The organism is Stenomitos rutilans (genome assembly GCF_059505485.1).
In genome coordinates this window covers 1-23,316 of the sequence record NZ_JCACKR010000142.1, presented here as the reverse complement: position 1 = coordinate 23,316, position 23,316 = coordinate 1, and the positions used below count along the sequence as shown (strand labels likewise).

The window sequence follows — 23,316 nt, the reverse complement described above, 5'->3', positions numbered from 1 at the left end:
TTGGAGGAAGGGTTGCAACGCACCATCAACTGGTACCGTCAGCACGCAAGTTAGACGAAGTCTACGTTAATACTCGAACCACGCAAAGTGCTTGAACCACGCAACTGTAAAATCACGAACTTTTAGCAGATTATGAACCCTAAATCGGCCACAATTGAAAATCAGACTCTCGATTTGATTTGGGCACATTTTAAGGCACTCCGTCCTCGGCAGTGGACCAAAAATTTTATTGTGTTTGCTGCACCCTTATTTGCGTTTGCGTTCAGTTTGAGTACTTTACTGGGCAGCCTACTAGCATTTACGCTTTTCTGTTTTACCTCTAGCAGCTTTTACTTATTAAATGACATCTTTGATGTGGAGTCAGACCGTCGTCATCCTGTTAAGTGTAAGCGTCCAATCGCTGCTGGCTTAGTAGCTGTTCCAACAGCGATCGTGATGTCAGTGATTCTACTAACAACAGCACTCGTTCTGGGTTGGTGGCGAGCTCCTGGCTTGGGATTAGCAATTCTCAGTTATGCCCTTTTACAAGTTGTTTATAATCTCCGCTTGAAACGCACAGTCATTTTAGATGTGGTTGCTATTTCAATCGGCTTCATTCTGCGAGCTTGTGGTGGAGCTGCGGCCACTGACATTACTTTGTCTCCTTGGTTCTTGCTTTGTACTGCAATGTTAGCTCTGTTTTTAGGAATTGAGAAACGCAAAGCGGAACTCAGGCTTTCAGAAACTAAAGGGAAAAAATCCAGGGCAGTTCTACAACGCTATTCTCTCCCATTGTTAAGTCGTATGGAAAGCGTAGTAACGAATGGAACCATTCTTACTTATGCGTTGTGGAGTTCTGGCCCCATTGTTCGCGGAGCCTCCACTCCCTGGATGATGTTGACCTTACCTTTTGTGCTATATGGAATCTTCCGCTATCAGTTGTTGAGTGATCCAGAAGAGATTGCGCGTCGAAACGCCGGAGCCGAGGAAGGTGGCCAGACAGAGCGTCCAGAAGAAGTTTTGCTAAGTGATAAGCCGCTATTACTGACTGTGCTGATTTGGATAGCAACAACCTTTGGTGTTCTACTTGCAAAAAACCAGGAACTATTGACCTGAATGTGTATGCCTAGATTGAATGACAGGTCACTCAATTTACCAAAAAGCCAATGCTAAATCTTTTGACTATCGTCTTCAAGAGGTTAACAACCCTGAATTTTCAATGCGCTTTAAGGCGACAGCCAACATCAAAGTATAAATCTCCAAAATCGAGCAGTATTCCTACAAACGTAGATATCCTGGCATCAATCGACATCCATCAGCTAAAGTTAGCTGGAATTCGAGGAGTTATTCTTGATCTCGATAACACAATTGTTTCAGAAGACGATCGCTACTTATCGCCCTATTCAGAAGCCTGGATCAGACAAGCAAAAGAGATGGGAATTAAGTTTTTCTTTTTGTCAAACGGCAAGCGACGTTACAGAGTTGAGTATTGGTCGAGCTATTTAGATATACCAGCAACTAGCCCTGCGAAGAAACCCTTCCCCAACGCTTTTTGCAAAGCAATGAGGTATATGAAACTGACACCGAAGGAAGTTGTAATAGTTGGTGATAGTCGCCATACAGATATTTTGGGGGCATGGTTGGTCTGTTGTTCGAGTATTCAAGTGGCATCTCTCCCACACCCTCCCCGTTGGTGGGAGAGAGTGCTAGGAAAATATGTGCAAATCCCCTACCCTTTAAATCAGAAGTTATGGGATTTTCAATCGTCAAATTATTACCATAGCAATTACTGAGTATTCCTATGTCAGCATACTTTTTCTCAACCTTACTCATTTTGGTCACCGTAGGATTGAATACATTGGCGCAAGCTCTTCTTAAGCTTGGATCAGGGCAAAGTTTACTTAACCTCTATTTGTTTGGAGGTATACTTATTTATGGATTAAGTACAGTTATATATGTTTTAGTTTTAGGTAAGCTTAATTTATCGCTTGCCTACCCTGTAGTGATTGGATTAACTGTTCTTTTTACTACAATTACTGGTTCGCTTCTGTTAGGAGAAAAGGTGGAATCTGTACAATGGTTAGGAGTGGGACTAATGCTCAGTGGCATTTCAGCAATAGCTTTTGGAAAGATTATCTGACGGACTAAACATGATGAAAATCTTGAGTTGTATTAGGGAGATTTTAGGTTGGGCAGATGTGACTTCATGAAAATTTTTATGATCCTGCTGTTTCCCAATGAAAGTATTGAAGTAATTCTTTGATAAATTGCTCAAGCTGTTCCTACAACTATTTGCGCTTCAGTTAATTAGAGAAGATTTTTACTAGATTCGGATAGTGAACGTGTTTTTGTTTTGACTTCTAAGATGACCCTCATGAACAATTTACAGCTTAATGTTTCAAGATTTAAAGTGGCTCTTCCAGTATTAGTTATCCTTTGTATCAGTGTCACTTCATTAGTTTTCAGTATTTTTGAGTCAAAACTCAACCAAGACAGTCATCATTGGGGTTTAATGTACTCGATGGCAGTCGATATTCTTGGTGGTTTGCGCCCTTATCTGCAAAGCTTGAATCCTTATGGGATTTTGGCTTCACCTATAAATATCCTTGGGCTTAAGATTTTTGGTAATCATATAGTTTCTCTAGGAATAATCTATGGAATACTTTATTCAACAAGCTTTATAATAATCTATTTTTTGTTGCTGAAATTTCTTGATAAATGGTTATCTGTATTCTCAGTATTATTAATTTTTCTGATTCATGGACATATTATAGCTCCGTGGCCTAATTATGCTTATTACGCTTTTCTGCTACTTTCACTGCTGTTATTTACTTATTCGAAGAAACCGTTCATTCTCTTTCTGTCTGGGCTACTAATGGCATGTAGCGTACTCGCTCGAAGTACAAGTTTTATTGCCGCTTTACCGCCTGTATTTATCTATTTTCTTATTCTCTATATAGGCGGAAAAAAGTTTGTTGCAAGAAAAGATATTATATTCTTTACCACCGGATTGGTATTGCCTTTATTTGTTTTCTTGTTCTATTTAATTAGCACCTCCTCGTTTCAGAGTTGGTCTTTTCAAACTTTTCAACTTTTTTCTGTTCGCTTCTTTTCCATAGAGCTTAAAAGTCAGGATACTTCATTCGTCAAGTACCCAATCTTCTTTTTTGTCTTAATTAAGAACATAGTGAGGGGGCTAATTTTTGGTGATCTGAGAATGAAGTTATATTCATTTGCCTTTTTCAATAACCTAGTGATTACTTGGGTAGTGCTAGCCAGGCTTAAAAAAGGAAAATTCGGTTCTGAAGATTCATCTCTACTCCTTTTCTGTTTGATTTCCAGCTTTGGCTACCTAACTGCATTGCATGATTACCAAATATTTAGAGTTCAGTCATCTGCTGCTTTAGGTATAGGAGTTTTGATTTATTCTCTCAATCAGTTGTCTGGTCTAGCATCTACTCGTAGGACTAGAGTTTTAGCGTTCATTATTCCTTGTTCTTTTTTGGTTGCTAGTTTGTCTTCCAATTTTCAATTTGTTCCACAGTCATCATACTTTGAACCTTGGAATTTGAATTCGATATTATCAGGTACTTTGAGAGAACCTCAAAATGTAGAAATACTTGAAGGGAAGCTCTTTGAGGAAGAGAGGGCAAATTATTATGAGGAAATTTCACACAGCCTTGATGAATATTCGAATCAGTTGAAGTTTGTAGTTAACCTTACTGAGAATTCGTTCATTCCTTTTATATCTAGCGAATACAAAAGAGTCCAAGTAGCTCCTTTTTTTGCTCTCTCAACAGCGGAGTCTTTTAGAGAATCAGAGAAGGCTCGATATGAGCCAATCCTAAAGAATGGACAAGCTATTTTGTTCGGATATGAGGGATATAAATTTGAGCAATTTTACAGTGGAAATACCCCAGGATCAACGACTGAGATTCCTGAAAATTACAAAGTTGTTAAATCAATAGAAAACCCTGGTGGTAACGGAAAACTTGTTGTAGCAGTTCCGAAAAATTAATACGGCAGGAAATCTGTTTCTTTTGGAAATAAGTTTTAGGTCTGTTGCTTCAGAATTGAGAAATATAGCTTTTACTAGTGATACGCTCGAATTCACTTTCTTCGGACTGTAGTGTATTAGCGCTGCCGAATCGGTTATCAAACGATTCATTTGGTATTAGAGAGTAAGGTTGCTCTACTTGACTAATACGTTTTCTTCATAGGGATAGGACGTTAAATTCTATGAGATCAATTTCTATGGCAAACTCTATAGAAACAAAAACTTCGACATCAGCAACTATGCGAAGAGCAACTTTAATTGGTCGGTTGGCTTTATATAGCCTGACTGTTTTTATGATTAGTTGTCTTTTTGTGTTGGTAGTTTCTTGCCTTTGGCTCCTCTTTCCATTAAGTGAGCCGCTCTGGTTATTGAGGCTTCATCGTCTTTTGGTGGCAGTTACGCTTAGTTCTGGTTTTGCCTTTTTTATCGTGCTCTTCATCATTCATCGATTATTCATCCCACGTCAAGATTTCTCTTTTCGGCCTCTTACTAATGCCAAGGTTCATGTTGGCTTAACTGCTTATAACGACGAGCTTTGCATTGGAGATGCAGTTCAAGCGTTCAAAAGTTGTCCTTATGTAGATAAAGTTATCGTTGTTGAAAACAACTCTAAAGATAATACTTATCAAATTGCTCTCGAAAGCGGGGCTGATCGAGTTGTAACCGAACAGATACCAGGGTATGGTTCTTGCTGCATGAGAGCTTTGGAAGAGAGCGCTATCGGTTTAGGTGACGATGACGTGATTGTACTCTGTGAAGGTGACATGACTTTTAGTGCCGATGATGTGAAAAAGTTTTTAGCCTATCTAGATAACTGTGATCTAGTATTGGGAACCCGGGCAACGCAAGAACTTAGGGCTGCTAAGACTCAAATGGACTGGCTGATAAATCCAGCGAATCAAATCGTTGCCAAAATGATACAAGTACGCTTTTGGGGGGTGCGCCTTACTGATGTTGGCTGCACCTATAGAGCAATGCGCGTTGGCTCCTACCATTGTCTAAAAAAGCACCTGTGGGTTCGTGGCAATCATTTCTCTCCCCATATGTATATCGAACTACTAAAACTTCGAATGCGGCTAATTGAAATTCCTGTAGTATTTCAAATACGTGCAGGTGAGTCAAAAGGCGTCGGTTCTAATAAGATCAAAGCTGCACGCGTAGCAATTCGCATGCTGGGGTTACTATATAACACATAGGTGAAAGCGTTCTAAAAGCTAGTAGTCTTTTAGAGTAGATTGGAGAGGTAACTCAAATCTACAAAAATTATTTCTTAAAGTTTTAAGTTGCCTGGACACATTCGGTTTAGAGATAACTGAAGCAAAGCTACGGTTTTAGGTCTATCGTTGTTGTGATGAAGTGACTGACTGGAAATGCTTTGTGGCTCAATATTTCTATCAGCAGCTAACACCGAAAACGCTTAGACTTGAGCGAAATTTCCATCGTCAGTTTGACTAAAAATGGTGTAAGACTCAGAATGCGCAAGCTTTATCAACTGCTCTGGAGCAGCAGTTAAGATCACGAAAATGTTAATGGACTAAGCAACTCATTGACACTAGCTCTATCAAACACTTCTGCTTAATAGTTAGCCATATCAGAAGAATTTGTGGTGCACATGGCGGAAATCCAGAGGAATTAGGTGAGCTTGCTCAAAACGAATCGAAACTTAGAGGCTAATAGTATTCGTCGTTCTTCCAGTCGATCTTGATATATGCGCATTGTTTAGTTAGCATTATGAAACCTAGATTAATTTTGACATGGATTGTTTCGTATTATCAAAAAGCTCGGTTGGGTTTTGTTGGTGATGCTTCAAATATAAGCTTATTGGCAGATATACGCGGAGATAAGAAGAATATTTTTTTGGGTAACTATACTACTGTATGTAAATATGCAACGTTGGAAGCTGATATTTCTAAGACTGATCAGTCAAAAATTTTCATTGGTGATAACACCCTGATTAGCTCATTTGCGATTCTCCGCACCTATGGTGGCATCATTAAGATTGGCGATTCGTGTTTTGTCAATTCTTTTTCGGTTCTTTATGGACATGGGGATTTGATAATTGGGAATGGAGTTTTAATTGGGCCTCAAGTAACGCTTATTCCAGCAAATTATGGCTTTAAAGATCGAGACACTCCTTTTCGACAGCAGGTTGCCAGTATGAAGGGCATTACAATCGAGGATAACGTCTGGATTGGGGCCGGGGTAACTATTTTAGACGGTTGCACAGTTGGTAAGGGAGCCGTGATTGGAGCAGGAGCTGTGGTCACTAAAACTGTAGAACCTTACGCCATTGTCGCAGGAATTCCTGCAAGGAAAATTGGGAGCCGAGAATAAGTATAAACCGATCAATATTTGTTTGAATTTGAAGTCACTGTTTGCCAGCCAAGTAAAATGTACAACTTAAAAGCAATTGGCCTGAGTTCAGTTGGCACATCGCTTTCAAAGTGGATACGCCAGCATCATGTTGATGTTTTGGTTGCTGTGATAATGGCGATCGCAGCAGCAATCACTTCTTTTCTAGCATCCCAACAAATTACAAATTCGTTACTCACCGATTTCTATGCTCAAGATACCTGGTTTGGTGGTGATCTTCCTACCGTCTTTGGCAATATTACAAGTTTAAAAAGTGATTTTGGCCGCAATAATAAGCACCCTCTGTTGCCCATTCTTGTCTTTCCACTTGTCTTTGGAACCAGTAAGTTACTTCATCTAGAATCGGTTACAGCCGTTCGACTAGTGCTGGCGCTGACAGCGTCATTCTGGATAGCCTCTCTCTACAGTCTATTCCGCTTAATTAGTTGTCAACGATTGGATGCTACGCTCTACAGTCTGTTAGGTGGGGTTAGTGCTGCTAGTATGTTTTGGTTTGTGGTACCAGATTCGTTTCCATTCGCATCTCTTACCATTCTGTTAGCACTTGCTTTTGTCGCGCTGTCTCAGTATCGGAAGTTTTCTCCAGCCTGGTATGTTGCGATCAGTACTTTGACTGTCAGTATTACCATTACCAACTGGATGGTAGGTCTGCTAGCGACGATCGTAAACTTCCGTTGGAAAAAGGCGCTTCAAATTACAGTCCTGACGCTTTGTGTGGTAAACGGGCTTTGGATAGTACAGCGAGTTATTTTTCCCAGTTCTGGTTTCCCCTTTCAGCCTAAGACCTTCATTGGTGAAAAGAAATTCATCTCTGGCCCGAGCGCTGAAAGCGTTCTGTCAGCAATCAGCTCTTTTGTCTATCAGACAATCGTCATGCCTGCTGTCCAATTGAGTGATTCTCTCTTACGACCTGGATGGCCGAAACCGAATGTTAACACCCTTGCTCCAGGTTCCGGTGGCTTTTGGGGAACTCTTGCAGTAGTTACATGGACGGGACTGCTGGTCTTAGGGCTGTGGGGCTATTTCTCTACAAAGCACCATCCTAAATTACGCATTGTTCTGGGATTCTCTATTGTTGGGCAACTTCTTATTCATAGTGTGTACGGAACAGGTGAAACCTTTCTCTACTCGCTACACTTTACCCCACTGCTCCTTGCAGTAGCGGCGTTTGCTTCTTTAACTCGGTTGCGCTTGGTGGCATTATCTTTAACGTGTTTATTAGTTATCAGTGCAGGAATTAATAACCGTGTGCAATTTAACCAGTTCACAACAGCATTGCTAGATTACGGTACGCCAAGACAACAGGTGCAAGCTCAAATGAGCATTCGTTCCACAGACTTTTGGCCACGTAGCTCTGGTCATGTCGTTTTAGCTACAACAGGGAGTCAGGCAGAGGACAAGGCGTACCACGAACCGGGGGGAAGTTTTAGCCCAAAAGCTGGTAGCTTTGGCGTAGCAATCTGGGTGATCGACAAAGAAGGAAATCCCCAAACTACGAGTGATGCTATTCCACTTAACCAGATCCAGCAGCAGTTCACTTATACTCCAGGACAAACGATACCGAAGATTTTGACGAAGACGGGCTTTTATCAAGCTTCTTGGTCATCATTGAAGCCAGGAGTTTGGCAACTCAGCCTGACACCTACAGCTTCTAACGCTCAGTCTGCGGTCGTAATTCGTAGTGTTGGTCCGGCCGGCGGCGATATTCAGTCTTTGCATTGGGATGGGCAACAACTGCTGATTAACGATCGCTGGGCAGTCAAGAAATTACCGACTCAAGTCAAGGTTTACTTAGGCAGTGAGCGCTCTCCTGATTGGATGCATCAAAAAGTATCTACGACTCAGTGGCAGGATAAAAAAGGATGGGGCTATGCCCGACTGGAACTGGGTACTAGTAATACTGCAAGCCTTGTGATTGAAGATTTAGCCCCAGTTTCTAAACGAAGCTTGAGCCTTGCTGACACGGACGCCAGTCCAGTTCTCAATCTGCCGGATCCCCAATTTATTGATAGTTTCAAAGCCCAAATCGCTCACCTAAAGATGGGCTTGGTCGGCAATCAAACTCGTCCTGGCGACCCAATCGACTATCCGCTGCCGCGCTTCCGGGATGGTGCTTATGAAGTGGTAGCGCTAGCTCGTACCGGGCACCTGGATCTAGTTAAAAAACTCGTACCTTACTTTGCTGCGACAGATTTTACGAACGGTACGCAGCCAGAAGCTGATATTCCTGCTCTAGGTATCTGGGTGTTAAGCGCGATCGCAGAGCAGATTAATCAACCGGAGTATGACCAGTTGCTATGGCTCGATGTAAGTCGCAAGGCTGAGTTAATTATTAACATGGCAACCAACAATCGGCCCGGCTACTCGATCACAGATAAGTCGAAAATTCTATTTTCTGAAAACCCGGACGCGCTCAGCCTCGATCTCGTCGCTGGTAAGATGGAAGGCTCGCCTGGACTAATTGGGCTTGATCCATCGGCAAACCTTATGAGTTATCGGGCACTATTAGATGCGGCCAATTTTGCTGATCGCGTCAAGCAAACTGGTATGGCAGTTCGTTGGCGATCACAGGCAGTTCAGCTACAAACTGCATGGCAGAAAAACTTCGATCGCCTGTTTGCTGGAATGGATGCCACTTACACTAATGGTCTCTGGCCTAGTAGGATTGCAACGGCTAATCAGAATGCTTTTATGCAAGGTTTGGAAGCTCGTTGGAAGGCATTATATGATGACAAGGGAAACCTGCGTCAGTTGCCAGAAAATACCAATTTCAATCTAGCTGAAACCCATCAATGGCTATATCTCAACCAGACTGAACGAGTGTGGACAACTTTACGTTGGTTCTGGCGGAACCAGGCATCGTCTGGCCTATATACTTGGTGGGGTAAGAATGATGATTCCAACGGAACTCGCATTCCAGCTAGTTTATCTCAATGGCACCGCTTTCGGGGTTGGATGACCCCTGCCCATGTTACGCCACACTACTGGACAGCGGCAGAGATGCTTTTGCTGCAGCTAGATATGCTGGCTTATGTCGACCCAATTGTAAATTCTTCTCCACTAGTCGTTGGAGCAGGAATCCCTCAAGAGTGGATTAATCAACCAATGGACATCAAAGGTCTATACGTGGGAGACAATGTTGTTAGTTGGACTTGGGATACTAAGCAAATGATTGTGCAGATTCGAGGCAAGCACATGAATGTTCATCTTGGAAGTGTGTTTCCAGCGAATACACCTGTGAAAGTAGTAATGGATATAGAGCCAATATAAAGCCCGTTTCCCCTTTACCATAACCTGTTTCAGGGAGGTAATATTATGCATCTTTCTAACCGTAGTAAAGCCTTGAAATCGAAGACGGATAGCGATCTCGTTCATAACGAGCACCGAGAAAAAATTGAAGGCTTTGATTTTTTACGTGCTGTTTTTACACTAGTGATTTTGGCTTCTCATACTAGGCTTGTCTTATTACCAAAGCTGTGGGGGATGAATTTTATATCAGATATTCTGTATGCGAATTTTGTCGGCCTAGCTGTACCCTGCTTTTTTCAAGTATCACTCTTTATTTTTATACTTAAAAGTGAGGAAACAGGGTGGTGTTACTTTTTGAAAAATCGCCTTCCCAAATTAATTTTTCTCTACTTTTTTTGGGTCACCTCAAAGATTCTATTTGACATTTTGCTAAATTTAACGACATCTAGTGAACTTAAAAGTTTGTCCATTAGAGGAAAAATCGAATTTTTTGTGAGTGGAGGTAGCTCTCCTTTTTATTTCTTCTTTTCACTACTCTTCGTAACCACTCTGGCGGCGGTACTAGTTAATTTGTTCAGAAGTGTAGAAGATTCATCAGTAAGATTGAAACTTAACTATGGGTTGCTTATTGCTTCTTCTGGCTTCATGCTTTTTATCTCAATGATGAATCTTGTTGTCGGCAGCAATTTTGGTGAAAACCAAATCAGGCTTGCAAACACTATCCTAAATGTTGCTCAATGGGATTATAACCCTCTAAGTTTTATCCCCTATATTTTTACAGCTACAATCACCGTACATGAATTTAGACGAGAACAAATAAAGAGAAATTTTTTGCAAAAGCTAAAGCTCTATGGAATGCTTATCTTGTTTCTGGCATTTACTTTGATTGACTGGAGCTTATTCAAAGACATATTTCATCATGCCAGGGTTTCTCTTGTTTTTGGTTCATGGCTGCTTTTATATCTTGCGATACTTTCAACCCATAAACCCTCAAAAACTATTCGGTTTCTATCAAACTATTCATTGGGAATTTATGCTTTTCATCTTTTCTTTACTCACGCTCTATTTTCAAGTAGTTTTTACTCTTCAAGTGGATTAGCTAAAACTTTACCAGGTTTAGATATCGTAGTTGAGTTCTTTGTAGCTTTAGTAGGTTCAGTTGCTCTGACGCTTGCCTTTAAGAGAACTTCTGGACTTAGAAGATTTGTTTGAGATTTACTAGAGCCTAGTTTTATCAAGAGCCTACCTACTTCTAATTAACCCGCTGCTCTAGTAACTCAGTTACTGTTTATCACACTTTAGAATTATGAAAACTGTAACGTTCAAGTTTTTTAGACTTGCTCTCTGCACCTTGCTACTGTTTTTCACCACTCATGCGATGGTGGCTCAAGCTCAAGCTGGTGGGGGTGAAGGTGGTGGCAATGCACAATCACCAATTCAAGTAATTGTGCAAATTTTTGTGACTGCAATCGTTCTGGGAGTTCTAAACTTCTTTGATTTGCCTTAATTTAGTACGGACTGGTAGCAAAATTTACTCTATTTCCTGTTGCTTACTATAAAAGACGGATAGCAGTTATCTACCGCCCTCAGTAAGTTCACTCTTGAGATTAATCTTTTGGTCTTGCCATCCTAACCCAATCATACTAGCGACAAAGAGAGTATAGCCTGGCTCTTCAAGTTGAGAAAACACTAGCCCAAAAGCGAAGACGGTCAGCATAAGATATTTAGAAAGCTCGGTTACGCAGACATGGCACCAAACTAAGAACGCCATATAAAAGTACGCCACCAAGCCTAAAATTCCCAGATCTCCCCAGATACCTGCCCAACCAAACAAAGGTGAGAAAAGACTTGATTGATCACCGAGCCAACTAGCCGCTACAGCTCTCCATATCTCCTTGCTAACAGGATGCATCGTTGCACCCAATGGTGCTAATAAATTCCAGTAAGACTCTAACATCCAGCCACCTAGCCGCCCGACAGTATGGCCAGGCCCCAGCCCTAGAAGCCAGTTGAGAGGGGAGTGAAAGTGATGGGGAACAAGCCGAAAAGTTGCAAATTTCAACAATGTTGCTTCTCCATTTGGGCCATAAATTTCTGGTCGAATCCAGACGGTATAGGGCTGTAAAGCTTCAATGTTATAGCAAGCCCAAAGGAAGATGCTAATCAAGACAACACCCAGAATTAAATACATCAGGGTTTTTACAAAATCTTTAATATTAATAAGGTAAAGCAGAATGTAACCGATAACAAATGATAGAAGTACCTGCTTTGTATCTGAAATAAGAATGTGGTTGAAACAGACTAGGACGATCGCAGTCCGAAACCAAAGAGGCTTAGTTTTAGCCGTAACAAAGTAATAGACTGCAAAGGTCATTGCAACTGAGCCTCCCAGCACATGACCAGCACCCTGCCCAATAAAGATCCCTTTTACATTGTCTTCTAGGCCGATCAGCTTATCCATCCGAAAAATATATTTTTGGACGTAGGCAAACAGTGCATTAATGAGAGCGGCTTGCAAGATCCACTTACGAAAATTTTGATATTTCTCCGTAGTCATAGGTATGCTGACAATTGTTAAGATTAGAATAAAAGGCTCTGTCAGCAGTAAATAGTCCAAAACAATATTAATGAGTCCAGCGTCATTGAGCAGAGCGCTGGCGACAACAACAATTAGAAAAAGAAACAAACTGAGTAAGATGCTTTTTGAAATAGCAACCTGCTTCTGATCTTTACTGCGCGAGTTAAATAATACTGAGCCACAGGCCAGTGGGATCATTACAAAGTGCAAAAAGTTGATTGGGGAGGGTATCTTAAGCGCGGTAAGAATTCTGGGAAAGAGAGCCGTTCCAATACCGAACAGAGTCAAGTTTGAATTGGTAACATATCCCCTTGGTTTGGATACAGCCTCTAGTTGTGTTGTCATTTGCCTGCCTATTGTCAGTATTGCTTAGTAACGCAGCTCACTCCAATTTCTTTGAGACCCGGTATAAAGGATGAACTGCTTACCAGTACCAATATAGTTTTGTAAGCGGCTGTTGGCGAGATCGCGGGTGACTCCACTGCGGATCTCTCTAACGTAAGTAGAATAATTGGGCGCACCAAAATTCACTTCACCTAAGGTGATAGAGATAGAAGACTCATTGTTGATAAACATTGGGGCACTTTGGGTACCACCCGGTCCACCTGTTGTGGTGTAAGCTAAACCGCCCAACAATTCTGTTTTGCCGCCACCCTTTGTGTCAACTAACGTGCCGCCTCGCTCAGTTTTGAGACCTAAAATCCACAAGGTTCCGCCATTATTTGTAATGTGAGTGCCTTCGTTCTCGACATTGAATTGACGTGCCCAAATGTTTTGAGCGTTGAATGTCCAGCTTTGAAATGGGTTTGAGACTACGTTCTCAATAAATACATCGCCTGAGCCAGTCATATTACCAGAAACATTTGTGGCATCGCGAATCACTAGAGTGCGGGAAGAAGCGTTCTCGATCGTAGGCGTAGAGTTAAAGCCAGACTGAATGCGCTCAATGACAACTACCGGACTTGTGCCATTGATCACTTTAAAGCCTGGATTGACCGTATTGGGAACTTGGACAGACGCCTCTGTGCCGATAAGCCGACGGACATTATTGCGAACTAAAATAGTTCCCTGCAAGTCATAACTGCCCACTGGTAAGTAAACAGTCGTTTTGCCAGAGTCAATCGCGGCTTGAATCGCGGCTGTATCGTCCTTCCCATCATTGGGAACCGCACCATACGATAGGACATTGGCCCATGGAGTTTTCAATGGGTTATCCCACAAGACATCAGGTGTTTCCTTGATCTGTAGGTTCAGTGTTTGAGTGGGTGAGGGAAACAGGTTGCTTACCTCACTGGGCAAAAACTCTGCAATGGTTGGACCTGCCAACGTAGCAGTGGCATTTTGAATCGCCACTTGATAGCCCGACGTTGTGACGTTCCGAGCGATCAAGCCAAGCGGGAAATTACTTGTGATCGCTGGCTGACTGGCTGCCTCACCCGTTCCTATAAACGACGAGTCAAGGATCGTCACTCGTCCACTGGCATTATAAATACCAGTGACCGTATTAGTGCTGGTCAAATTGCGAATAGTAACGATTTGACCCGTATTGTATAGCCCATACACAGTTTGATTCTGGAGTGTAACATCTTCTAGCGTCTGGCTGTTTACGTTAAAGCCTGTCCGGATGCCGTACTGAAACCCCTTAACTGTGACTCCTTTAACCAAAAGTGGGCCGATTTCATCTGTAAAGCTCATATCTAGCCCGTTGATACCTTGTCCATCTCCAGACTGAATCGTAACCTGACGCATTGAACCCTGATTACTAGCATTGAACTGAATGCCGATCGCCCCTCCATTGCCAACGCCTGTATCAACCGTTAAATTCCGAATGGAGTTGCCAAACCGTTGAGCAGGAGCTGGCCCAGTAAAAATAACCGCTTGGGGTACGTTAGCATCCGTAAAACCTGTCGCCCCATTTTTAAGCTTGAGCACCGCACCTCTCTGGCTCTGCCCCTGTAAAGTGGTGTTTTTGTAATCGTTGCCTGTACCTGGAGTACCAGCGGGCCATGACAGAGTGTTAGAAACCAGGTAGGTGCCATTTGGTAAGTAAATGATGCGCTGACCATTTGGAAAAGCATTGAGTGCGGCCTGAATGGCTGCCGTATCATCTGTGACACCATCCCCCTTTGCGCCATACTGTGTTTTTACATTCAGAACGCCTGCATCCGCAGGAAAGACGATGTTCTCAAGCTTTTCAGGTTTGATATTCAATGGAGACGCGCTGGCTAATGTGCTGTTATGCCGCCAGACTTCCCTGAGCGATTGAGAGCGACAGCATGTTAAGAAAACTAATGGGATGGGCAGAATTAGCACCAAAGAAAGTTTTCTAACGGCGGCTTTGGGCTGAGACAGTGCCAATAGATGGCTTGCTACGTTTCTACGACTCATGACTGGTCGAGATATTGAGTTGGCAACTTACTTAATGACGGTCTGATAAATTTCCATCAGGCGCTTATAGTTATCAGCCGCTGTATAGCGCGCTTCAAATTCATTGCGGGCTTCCTGGCGCATCTTGCTAAGCTCTTGAGGATGAGTCAAAAGCCAATTAACTTTTGCGGCTAGATCGGCTGAATCACTCGGCTGAAAGTGTAAGCCTGTGCGCTCGTGCTCAATGAGCTCCGTAATCGCCCCAACTTTTGAAGCAACGACAGGCGTGCCTCTGGCAAAGGCTTCGATCGCTACTCGTCCAAACGTCTCGTACCACTCTGAGGGAAACACCAGGAAAGCGGCATTGCCAACAATTTCATACACTTGCTCCAGCGATTTGCGCCCCAACCACTCAATTTGTGGCATTTGCTGTGTAGCTTCAATTACCTGTCCTGCCAGCGGTCCATCGCCTAAAATTTTGAGTGGAAGCTTACCATCCAGTTGTTTCCAGGCATCTAGCATGACTCCAAGCCCTTTCTCGATCGAGAGCCGCCCCACAAACAATGCATAGCCACCCTTGCCCTCTCCAGGCTCAGGTGCGGGATGGAGAAAGTTTGTCTTAAATGCGAGTTTCTTCGCTGGTAAACCGCCTTGAATAAACTTCTGCAACGCAAACTGGCTGTAGGCAATGAAGACATCGACCTTGTTTTGCCATGTACCTAGAAATGAATGCAGACCTATCATCGTTGCTACAGTTGCAGTGGCACCCTGACTGTCTCTATAGCAACCATGAAGAACCCCTGGTAGTGGCAAAGATTTGCCCAAACAGTCTTCACAAATACGCCCATCGCGAAAGAAAAGTGCATTTGGGCAGAGCAAGCGGTAGTTATGCAGAGTTTGCACCACAGCAATACCTTCATCCTGCACTGCATGATAAGCAGCGGGAGATATTAGGGGAAACGTGTTGTGGAAGTGGACAATCTGCGGCTTTTCCTGGCGTAAAAGCGCTCGCAGCTCTCGATAAACTGTACCGTTCCACAGTGTATTCTTTGCTAGTCGCAGTGAGTTTGCCCCCATAATGTTGTCATTATGAAGTGTGTAGCGTAAAACCTCGTGTCCATAAGATTCCAACAAAGCAGCTTCCGTGGCAAAAATTTGCTCTTCACCACCTGGTTGTTGATAGTAGTTATGAACAGTCAGAATCCGCATGAATTTTACCCTTGTTGTGCCAGAATCGTTTTGTAAACATCTATCAGAAACTTGCCCTTTGCTTCCCAGTTAAAGAACGCATTGACCCGTTCTCGTCCTGCACGCCCTAAACGAGAACGTAGCTCTGGGTCCTGCACCAAGCGATTCATGGCTATAGCTATCCCTTGTATAGCCTGGTCAGGATTGTTTGCCGAAACTTTAAAGCCCGTTTCTGCCGTCACTTGGACCGCTGGTCCCCCCAAATCCAAACAAATCACTGGACGACCTGCTGCCATTGCTTCGAGACAAACAAAACCACCCGATTCATGCAAACTTGGATGTACCAGTGCCATACAAGTACCTAGCTTTTGCAACAAATCACCACGCGGCATTTCATTCAAGAACTTGACTTGAGAAGCAATACCAAGATTGATCGCTAGAGACTGAAGCGCTTCCTGCTCTACTCCTTTCCCTACAATCCAATACTCTGCCTCTGGTGGTAACGCCGCTTGGGCGAATGCCCGCAATCCTAAGTGAAACCCCTTCCAGTGTAAAAACCGTCCAATGCTGATGAATCGTATAGGCCCCTGATCTAACAATGGATATTGCGCCAATTGCTCCACTTCTTCAGGCAAAAGCCCAACCTGTGACAGGATTTGGACATTTTTGCAACCCATTGCTACCATTCCTTTTGCAGTATCATTCGTTGTTGCCCAAGCGAGCACACTACGCTGCACAGTGATTCGAGAAAACGGATCGTGCTCCCCAATCCAACGGCTCAGGCTACGTAGCGCTTCGTAGAGTTTGCCACGCCGACTGAAATCTTGGAAAAATGCTTTAGGTGCAGTTTCTCCACCGCCAACTGGCCCCAGAATAAAGGGAATTGGTAGGAGGGAGAGAAAACTGGGCGTAGAGTGCTTTACGAATGTGACGTGATGCGCCAAGTCGAAGCCAATTTCATGATGCAACTTTCGCGCTACAAAATACGCCTGAATCTGCCATAAATAGTAGTGAATTTGAAACGCACCCTGTCCCCATGTCCAGCCATCACCCCAGATCGGCAAAGTGAAGTAAACAAAGTGGAGGTTAGGAATTGGATTGTGCGCTAACTCTGCTTCGATCGCCTCACGCCCATCATCAGGACGGGTAAGCACCCAGACCTCACAATACCGGGCAACTTCCCGTACTGTATTCCAGCCCACTCCTAACTCCGTGCCTCGACCTGGTTCGCAGGCATACGCCGACAGCAAAACCTTCATGGCGTTAACGCCCCTTTCGTTGGCTTGGAGGATGAAACTACCATGTGGCAGAATTCGAGGTATTGCCGACTGGTACTCAAGTAATCAAACGCTTGCGATCGCTGCTTTGCCTGTTCCTGGTAATGCTGTTTCAACTCAGGTTGCATCAAAATCTTTAAAATACCTTCTGCAAGAGCCTCTGATTTCCCGTTTTGCACCATTAAGCCTGCTTTTCCGTATTCAACAATATCTTTCATTCCTCCAGGGGCATCTGTCACGACTACGGCAGTTCCACATGCCATTGCTTCTTGTAAGGCGATCGGGCAGCCTTCCCAAGCGGACGCCAAAACAAACACATCTGCATTTGCCATGTAGCGGTAAGGATTGGGATCATACCCTGGCATCCATACTGAGCCAGCCACTCCTAAATCTTGACTTAGACGTTCCAGTTCTGTTCGCAACGGTCCGTCTCCTAAAATCAGCAGTCGTGCAGGCGTCACCTTAATCACTTGAGAAAAAGCATAAAGCAACCCCTCTAGTTGCTTTTGTTTTGCCAATCGCGCCGCTGTAACAATAACTGGAATATCTCGTTTTTGAAACCAGGGGTGCTTGATCTTAGCTTGAGCCAATTGCTGCACCCGCTCAGGGTTAATTGGATTCAGCACGACTCGCATGGGAATATTAGCAGTAATTCTGAGCGTCTTTACCAAATCAGTGATTGTATCGTTAGAAACGCCAATCAAACCATCTCCATGTGGGTAGACACAACGCATCAATACAGGCAAAAACCGGAGGTGAGGCTTGTCACGATGTTCAATACTGGCTTCTAAGCTGATAATGTTGTGCTCTCCCAAAACAACTCTCGTGTGATTGCCAGAAAGATAACGCGCCCAGACTGCCACAATATTGAAATACCAGGGCATTGGCAAAACGACATCCGGTTGATAGTCGCGTAAATAACGCGCAGTCGCTCTAAGGGAAAAGGCCGTACGTTTCACATTTAGGGCTACGATTGGGACATCAGGATAACGAGCGAGTTCTTCAGGAGTAGCGTTGAGCACAACCAGATTAGCATCAACCCCAAGCTCTTGAAATCCACGAACAAGAGCAGTGCAGAGATTTGTAAACGTGCCCCCACTAATATCATGGGTCAATATGGAAACCTTAAGTACTTTCATTGGTCGTCTTATAGTTGCTGCTGTGAAACCTGCTACTCTGTCTTAGGCAGTCGCCTCAACCTACCATAACTAGTTCCGTAACCTCTGCCAGACACTGTGCTGCCGCTACCGGAGTATACTGCGCCATAATCTGCTGCGATCGTTCACCCATTACTTCGATCGATTCTGGATTGTCTAGAAACTTTTGCATTAAATCTGCTAATTCATTTGAATCGTTAGGTGAAAACACATACCCATTCTCTCCATGTGCTACCAATTCTGAGGTGCCAGCTCCCTTAGAACAAAGAATGGGCTTGCCCAATAACATTGCCTCCAAAGTAACAACGCCCCAAGTATCCTCCATCGTTGGGAACACAAAGATATCAGCACTCTTGAAGTAGTTGCCAATTTTGTCGTAACTTACTCGTCCGATCCATCGAATGCGGTCATTCAAACCATGCTCCTGGCAGAATGCTTCCAGTTCACTTTGTTGGGAACCATCACCTACCACTAACAAGGTGTAATTGATGTAGCCCCTTGCCTGCAAAGATGCACAAGCCTGCAACAGTATAGACAACCCTTTGCGTGGAATGACGTGCCCCACAAACAAAAAGACTGGACGTTGCGTGGAAGACAAATCGCCGCTACTCTCACCCGATCCAGGTAACGTCTTCTCATCAGGAATCTCATAGGGCTGTAGAAAAACCCGATCTCGACGAGCATACAGCACATCAATCAGATATTCTTTTCCTGCCTGACTGTTGGTAACGTAGGCATCGGAAAGCAACACCATTAATCGCCGTACAAACAACCGTAGCGCTGAGTTGCGATAGTCTACACCAGGCGAACTTCCCTCATAAGCGATGATTACCCGCGACCACAGAATTGGCTTCAACAACAGTGCGAAAATCGTCCAGACTCCGAAAGAGCTAGAAAAAATCACTTGCGGTCTTAGTTTCAGCAAATGCCCGATGATTCGTGGCGAGAGGTAGGTAAAGTTATCGCCATAACTACTATCATCTCGATGAATCTCAACGACTCGAAACTTACCGACTACTTCTACGTAGAGCGTTCCTTCTAGACCCTTTGCAAATCCAGGAAAGAGACCTGTAAATACTGTTGTATTAGGAAATAGTCGCGCAAATTCACTCAAGGATGGCTGCCAGTAAAACCATGCAACTGGTAGCAGCCAAGCAACTCGAAGGTTGTTCATGGATAGTATTCAAAATATTTGATGTGAATCGTTCTCGGAGTTACGTCCGGTCGGCACAAATTAATCCCTTAAAAACCTGCTACGAAAGTAACCCATCTGCCCTTTCAGCAAATATGACCCAAGCAGAGAAACAGCCACATACCTGGCCAAGACAGCTTAAAGCAGCCATTGAAACAAGAGCGTAAGAGGTACTAAGAAGGATCGACTGAACAATGAACCTCATCCTGAGCAATAACCTAAAATTCTCACATAACTGTACAAATCTATTTTCCTACAAAAATAGTAGTATTCTGAGCAGCTTAACTCAAGGCAAAGACAGCAGACTTTGTCAAATCCTTACAATCAGCAAGTGAATGCTAAAGGCTTGAAGCAGAGTAGCGATTAGCTTTAAATACGAAATAAATTGATTACCTATCTTGTATGGAGCCATCAGGATGACTCCATACAAGCTTTACAAGGTCTTTACATCTACCTTAAATGTCTCCTGGTCGGGATGATTAGCCTGGAGTTCCCCTGGTGATGACCAATTTGCATTTTAGAGAAATCAACTTGGTAACTTAAATAACAAGTACGGACAAAGGTTAAGTACACAACGTCTGCTCAAAGGTTTAAACAGCCGAGTTTTTCTTGTTGGTTTAGTAAAGTCTGAGTAAACTCCGGTAAAAGGATATATGATGAAGCTGCTTCTTGGGGAGTTAAACTCAGGGCTTGAGCGACATGTTTTCTAACTTAGAGTCTAGAGGAAACTGAGCAATGTGTGAAACCAAGCCTCATATTGCGTTTTTTATTGGCTCATTTGGTGGAGGTGGAATTGAGCGAATTACTGCTCATCTTGCACACAGCTTTGTAAAGTCAGGCATCAAGATTGATTTGGTTCTCAACCGGGCTGAAAGCCCTCATTTATGGCGGATGCCTACTGAGGCCCGAATTATTGACTTGAAGCAATCTCGGTTATCAATGAGCTTACTGGGGCTTGTACAGTATTTGCGGCAGGAGCGCCCCCTTGCATTGTTAGCAGCAGACCATTATCTAAATGAATTAGCACTGTTAGCTGGGCGCATTGCTAGAGTGCCAACTCGGATAGTTGTAGCAGAGCATAATCAGCTTTCTCAAAGCACTCGCAAAGCAGGGAAACTGAAGGCACGGTTAGCTCCCTTATTTGCTCGGTTTTTATATCCTTGGGCCGATGGGATTTTGGCAGTCTCACACGGGGTTGCCAACGATTTAGCTCACACTGCCGCTCTGCCAGCAGGGCGCATTCAAACCATTTATAATCCCGTAATTACGCCTGAAATCTTAGCAAGTGCTCAAGAACCTGTTGACCATTCCTGGTTTAATACTCAGGGTGTGCCAGTGATTTTAGGTGTGGGCAAGCTGGAAGTACAAAAGGATTTTCCTAACTTGATTCGTGCTTTTGCCAAAGTCCGTCAGACCAAACAAGCGAAGTTAATAATTTTGGGTTGGGGACCCGACCGCTCAAAACTCGAAGTGTTGGTAAAAGAGCTAGGTTTAGAGGCTGACGTGGATTTGCCGGGATATGTGCAGAATCCGTATGCGTACATGGCGCGTGCTTCAGTATTTGCCTTATCGTCAGCATGGGAAGGACTACCAACAGTTCTAATCGAAGCAATGGCATTAGGGACGCCCGTTGTATCTACCAATTGCGAGAGTGGCCCCGCAGAGATCTTGGCTGATGGTAAGTATGGATACTTAACTCCTGTAGGTAATAGCGAAGATTTAGCAGATGCAATTTTACAAGTCTTATCGGGTAATGCAAAGCCAATTGACTTAAACTGGCTTGATCAATTTGGGTTGGAAACTTCAACCCAAAAATACCTTGGTGTTCTAGGAATTGCTTGAACTCTTTCTTTTTTAGTGATTATTGAAGGTTAAAGATATTACTCATGAGATTTTATGCAGATGAGAAAAAGCAATTAAGGAGCATTCTGAATCTCAATGTTTCTATGATTGTCAAAAATTTTTTGAGCCACCTTAGGATTGAGGCATCTCTCAATGTCTACAAGAAGTAAGCGTTCTAATCTTTATTTTCTTCAGCCAAGTTATTTACGTACTATTAAGACTAAGGCTAACGTCAAAAGATTTTATTGAAAACTCAATACTTGTCCAACTTTGCTGATTACGACACTTTCTTGAGAGCGATTAATGGCTTGAGCTAATGAAGGTAAATAGTAATACCACAGTTTTTTAGTAAGTAAAGGCGATGTGCTTCTCTTTCACCTATCCGCCGCTCATGAACTTATAAAATTAAGGTTTGTACTTCAGTTGCAAGTCATTAACTGCTCATTACACCTAGTCAATTTAAAGCCGATCTATGCGAGTAATGTGCCAAAAGATAGGAAAACAGTTAACCCTAATATTCTAATTCTAGACAGCGGATGAGAAGCATGTCTAATATTATTATGCATTATATTAGGGTGAGTGAAAGTGATGCTATAGCAGTCCTAAATCATTTGTGAGATGGAGAGGCTTTGTGAGAAAGGATTCCACTGGAATCCTTTCTCACAATCCAAATAGGATCGCTATAGATGCAAAGGCTCTAACTGCGGTATGCAAAGGGATAGTTACGAAAGGATAGAAGATGATTAACTGGTAATTTTGGCGTTCCGATTTGAGTTTTGAGTAAGAATTTCATAAGAATCCTTACTCAAAAATCTATTGACTCTCATAAATAGTTTGAAACTGCTACATTTTAAGATCTTTAAACTATGAAAGGAATCTTTGCTTTGTTTTTACTTGGGCTGAGATTAAAATTCTATAGTGGATGTATTACTCATTAATTAGCCAACTACTGTAGTGAATTAAGGATAAGTCAGCATGAAGTTAGCTATTTTGTTCTGGTTCTATAAAGAGCCAGAAATTTGCAAAAATCGCTTAGAAATTTTACGTCAACATAACCCTACTACTCCGATCTATGGTTTATACGGGGGGGATTTAAGATCCTTAGATCAATACAGATCTGCTTTGGGCAAATATCTAGACGATTTTTATGCTTTTCCAGAGGATAAAAATTCTTATTGGAAGTGGATCCAAGGAGACCTGATGATTACCCATTGGTATCTCAAACGAGGTAAAAATTTAGAATGGGATACTGTTGTTATTGTTCAATGGGATATGTTGGTGTTTGGAGCAGTTGCACAACTTTTCTCAATGCTCAAACAAGATCAACTTCTTCTATCTGGGCTAAGACCCATTGCAGAAGTCGAGAATGATTGGCAATGGGTTTCACCTATGGTTCCAGAGCGTAGACAGAAATATCTCGAATTCTTAGAATACATCCAAAAGAATTATGGCTATCGGCACGATCCGTTGGGGTGCTTGTTTATTGTTATAGGCTTTCCCAAAACTTTTCTAGACCAATACTCAAAAGTTGAAGAACCAGAATTGGGTTTCTTGGAATATAGAATTCCAATCTACGCTCAAATCTTTGGAACTTCATTTTGCGAAAATCATCCCTTTCAAGCCTGGTGGGTAGATGTAGAACCGATTTTTCAGATTAAAAATCCTATCAAAAGAGCAGTCAACGCACTTTCTCTAAGGCTCAACCCCAATCCGCTCAATCCAGCGAAGCGAGAAATTTCTCTCATTCCAATTGCCTTTCACTTGAGTAATCAAGATGGCGCAAGAATTTTTCATCCTTATGAACACGTATTTCCACTTAGCAGAAGCCAATGGTTTATATCATTGATCCATGAGTTTAAGCGAGATTTAAACTGGCTAGCTAAAAAATTGACCAGCCAGAAGTAACTGTTACTTTAAATGGATGTTTGAAAATACGGAGAGAATCAGAAAGCCTTGAGCATAGTTGCGTCACATTAAGCTTTGATCGATGTGACATTATAGTTGTTGAGTGACGATTAGATAGACCACCAAGACAATTACATAGACCGCTCCAGAGA

At 42.9% G+C, this 23,316-nt stretch carries 17 protein-coding genes; 11 read left to right on the top strand and 6 right to left on the bottom strand.

The window, feature by feature from the left end; genetic code table 11:
• Positions 1 to 132: 132 nt before the first annotated feature.
• The 9 genes from AC5JLP_RS29965 to AC5JLP_RS29925 all read left to right on the top strand — a co-directional run bounded on the left by AC5JLP_RS29965 (position 133) and on the right by AC5JLP_RS29925 (position 11,165).
• Positions 133 to 1,095, top strand: coding sequence for a decaprenyl-phosphate phosphoribosyltransferase (locus AC5JLP_RS29965; RefSeq protein ID WP_496071514.1), 963 nt, complete (start codon positions 133 to 135; stop codon positions 1,093 to 1,095).
• Positions 1,096 to 1,145: 50 nt separating this feature from the next.
• Complete coding sequence (locus AC5JLP_RS29960; protein ID WP_496071513.1) at positions 1,146 to 1,772, top strand: YqeG family HAD IIIA-type phosphatase; 627 nt, start codon at positions 1,146 to 1,148, stop codon at positions 1,770 to 1,772.
• An 8-nt stretch (positions 1,773 to 1,780) separates the two neighbouring features.
• Positions 1,781 to 2,119 (top strand): SMR family transporter, encoded by a 339-nt coding sequence (locus AC5JLP_RS29955; RefSeq protein ID WP_496071512.1) that lies wholly within the window; start codon positions 1,781 to 1,783, stop codon positions 2,117 to 2,119.
• A gap of 234 nt (positions 2,120 to 2,353) precedes the next feature.
• Complete coding sequence (locus tag AC5JLP_RS29950) at positions 2,354 to 3,997, top strand: glycosyltransferase family protein (protein ID WP_496071511.1); 1,644 nt, start codon at positions 2,354 to 2,356, stop codon at positions 3,995 to 3,997.
• A 236-nt stretch (positions 3,998 to 4,233) separates the two neighbouring features.
• Positions 4,234 to 5,232: a glycosyltransferase family 2 protein gene (locus tag AC5JLP_RS29945; protein ID WP_496071510.1), complete on the top strand. Its 999-nt coding sequence runs from the start codon at positions 4,234 to 4,236 to the stop codon at positions 5,230 to 5,232.
• A 535-nt stretch (positions 5,233 to 5,767) separates the two neighbouring features.
• Positions 5,768 to 6,370 (top strand): acyltransferase, encoded by a 603-nt coding sequence (locus tag AC5JLP_RS29940; RefSeq protein WP_496071509.1) that lies wholly within the window; start codon positions 5,768 to 5,770, stop codon positions 6,368 to 6,370.
• Positions 6,371 to 6,517: 147 nt separating this feature from the next.
• Positions 6,518 to 9,679 (top strand): DUF6080 domain-containing protein, encoded by a 3,162-nt coding sequence (locus AC5JLP_RS29935; RefSeq protein ID WP_496071515.1) that lies wholly within the window; start codon positions 6,518 to 6,520, stop codon positions 9,677 to 9,679.
• A gap of 45 nt (positions 9,680 to 9,724) precedes the next feature.
• A complete protein-coding gene (locus AC5JLP_RS29930) occupies positions 9,725 to 10,870 on the top strand; it encodes an acyltransferase family protein (RefSeq protein ID WP_496071508.1) in 1,146 nt (381 codons plus the stop codon).
• Between the two features lie 94 nt (positions 10,871 to 10,964).
• Positions 10,965 to 11,165 (top strand): hypothetical protein, encoded by a 201-nt coding sequence (locus tag AC5JLP_RS29925; protein ID WP_496071507.1) that lies wholly within the window; start codon positions 10,965 to 10,967, stop codon positions 11,163 to 11,165.
• A 66-nt stretch (positions 11,166 to 11,231) separates the two neighbouring features.
• On the opposite strand, the gene AC5JLP_RS29920 is transcribed toward AC5JLP_RS29925, so the two are convergent.
• The 6 genes from AC5JLP_RS29920 to AC5JLP_RS29895 are packed head-to-tail and all read right to left on the bottom strand — an operon-like array spanning position 11,232 to position 19,399.
• Positions 11,232 to 12,581 carry a hypothetical protein gene (locus AC5JLP_RS29920; RefSeq protein ID WP_496071506.1) on the bottom strand — a complete coding sequence of 450 codons (1,350 nt, stop codon included), beginning with the start codon at positions 12,579 to 12,581 and terminating at the stop codon, positions 11,232 to 11,234.
• A 24-nt stretch (positions 12,582 to 12,605) separates the two neighbouring features.
• A complete protein-coding gene (locus tag AC5JLP_RS29915; RefSeq protein WP_496071505.1) occupies positions 12,606 to 14,624 on the bottom strand; it encodes a glycosyl hydrolase family 28-related protein in 2,019 nt (672 codons plus the stop codon).
• Positions 14,625 to 14,651: 27 nt separating this feature from the next.
• A complete protein-coding gene (locus AC5JLP_RS29910; RefSeq protein WP_496071504.1) occupies positions 14,652 to 15,812 on the bottom strand; it encodes a glycosyltransferase in 1,161 nt (386 codons plus the stop codon).
• Between the two features lie 5 nt (positions 15,813 to 15,817).
• Positions 15,818 to 17,050, bottom strand: coding sequence for a glycosyltransferase (locus tag AC5JLP_RS29905; protein WP_496071503.1), 1,233 nt, complete (start codon positions 17,048 to 17,050; stop codon positions 15,818 to 15,820).
• A complete protein-coding gene (locus tag AC5JLP_RS29900) occupies positions 17,047 to 18,207 on the bottom strand; it encodes a glycosyltransferase (RefSeq protein ID WP_496071502.1) in 1,161 nt (386 codons plus the stop codon). The genes AC5JLP_RS29905 and AC5JLP_RS29900 overlap by 4 nt, the downstream gene beginning before the upstream one ends.
• 55 nt (positions 18,208 to 18,262) lie before the next feature.
• Complete coding sequence (locus AC5JLP_RS29895) at positions 18,263 to 19,399, bottom strand: glycosyltransferase family 4 protein (protein WP_496071501.1); 1,137 nt, start codon at positions 19,397 to 19,399, stop codon at positions 18,263 to 18,265.
• Positions 19,400 to 20,152: 753 nt separating this feature from the next.
• Here AC5JLP_RS29895 and AC5JLP_RS29890 point away from each other — a divergent pair.
• Positions 20,153 to 21,259, top strand: coding sequence for a glycosyltransferase (locus tag AC5JLP_RS29890; RefSeq protein ID WP_496071500.1), 1,107 nt, complete (start codon positions 20,153 to 20,155; stop codon positions 21,257 to 21,259).
• A gap of 975 nt (positions 21,260 to 22,234) precedes the next feature.
• Positions 22,235 to 23,164 carry a hypothetical protein gene (locus AC5JLP_RS29885; protein ID WP_496071499.1) on the top strand — a complete coding sequence of 310 codons (930 nt, stop codon included), beginning with the start codon at positions 22,235 to 22,237 and terminating at the stop codon, positions 23,162 to 23,164.
• The last annotated feature ends 152 nt before the right edge of the window (positions 23,165 to 23,316 follow it).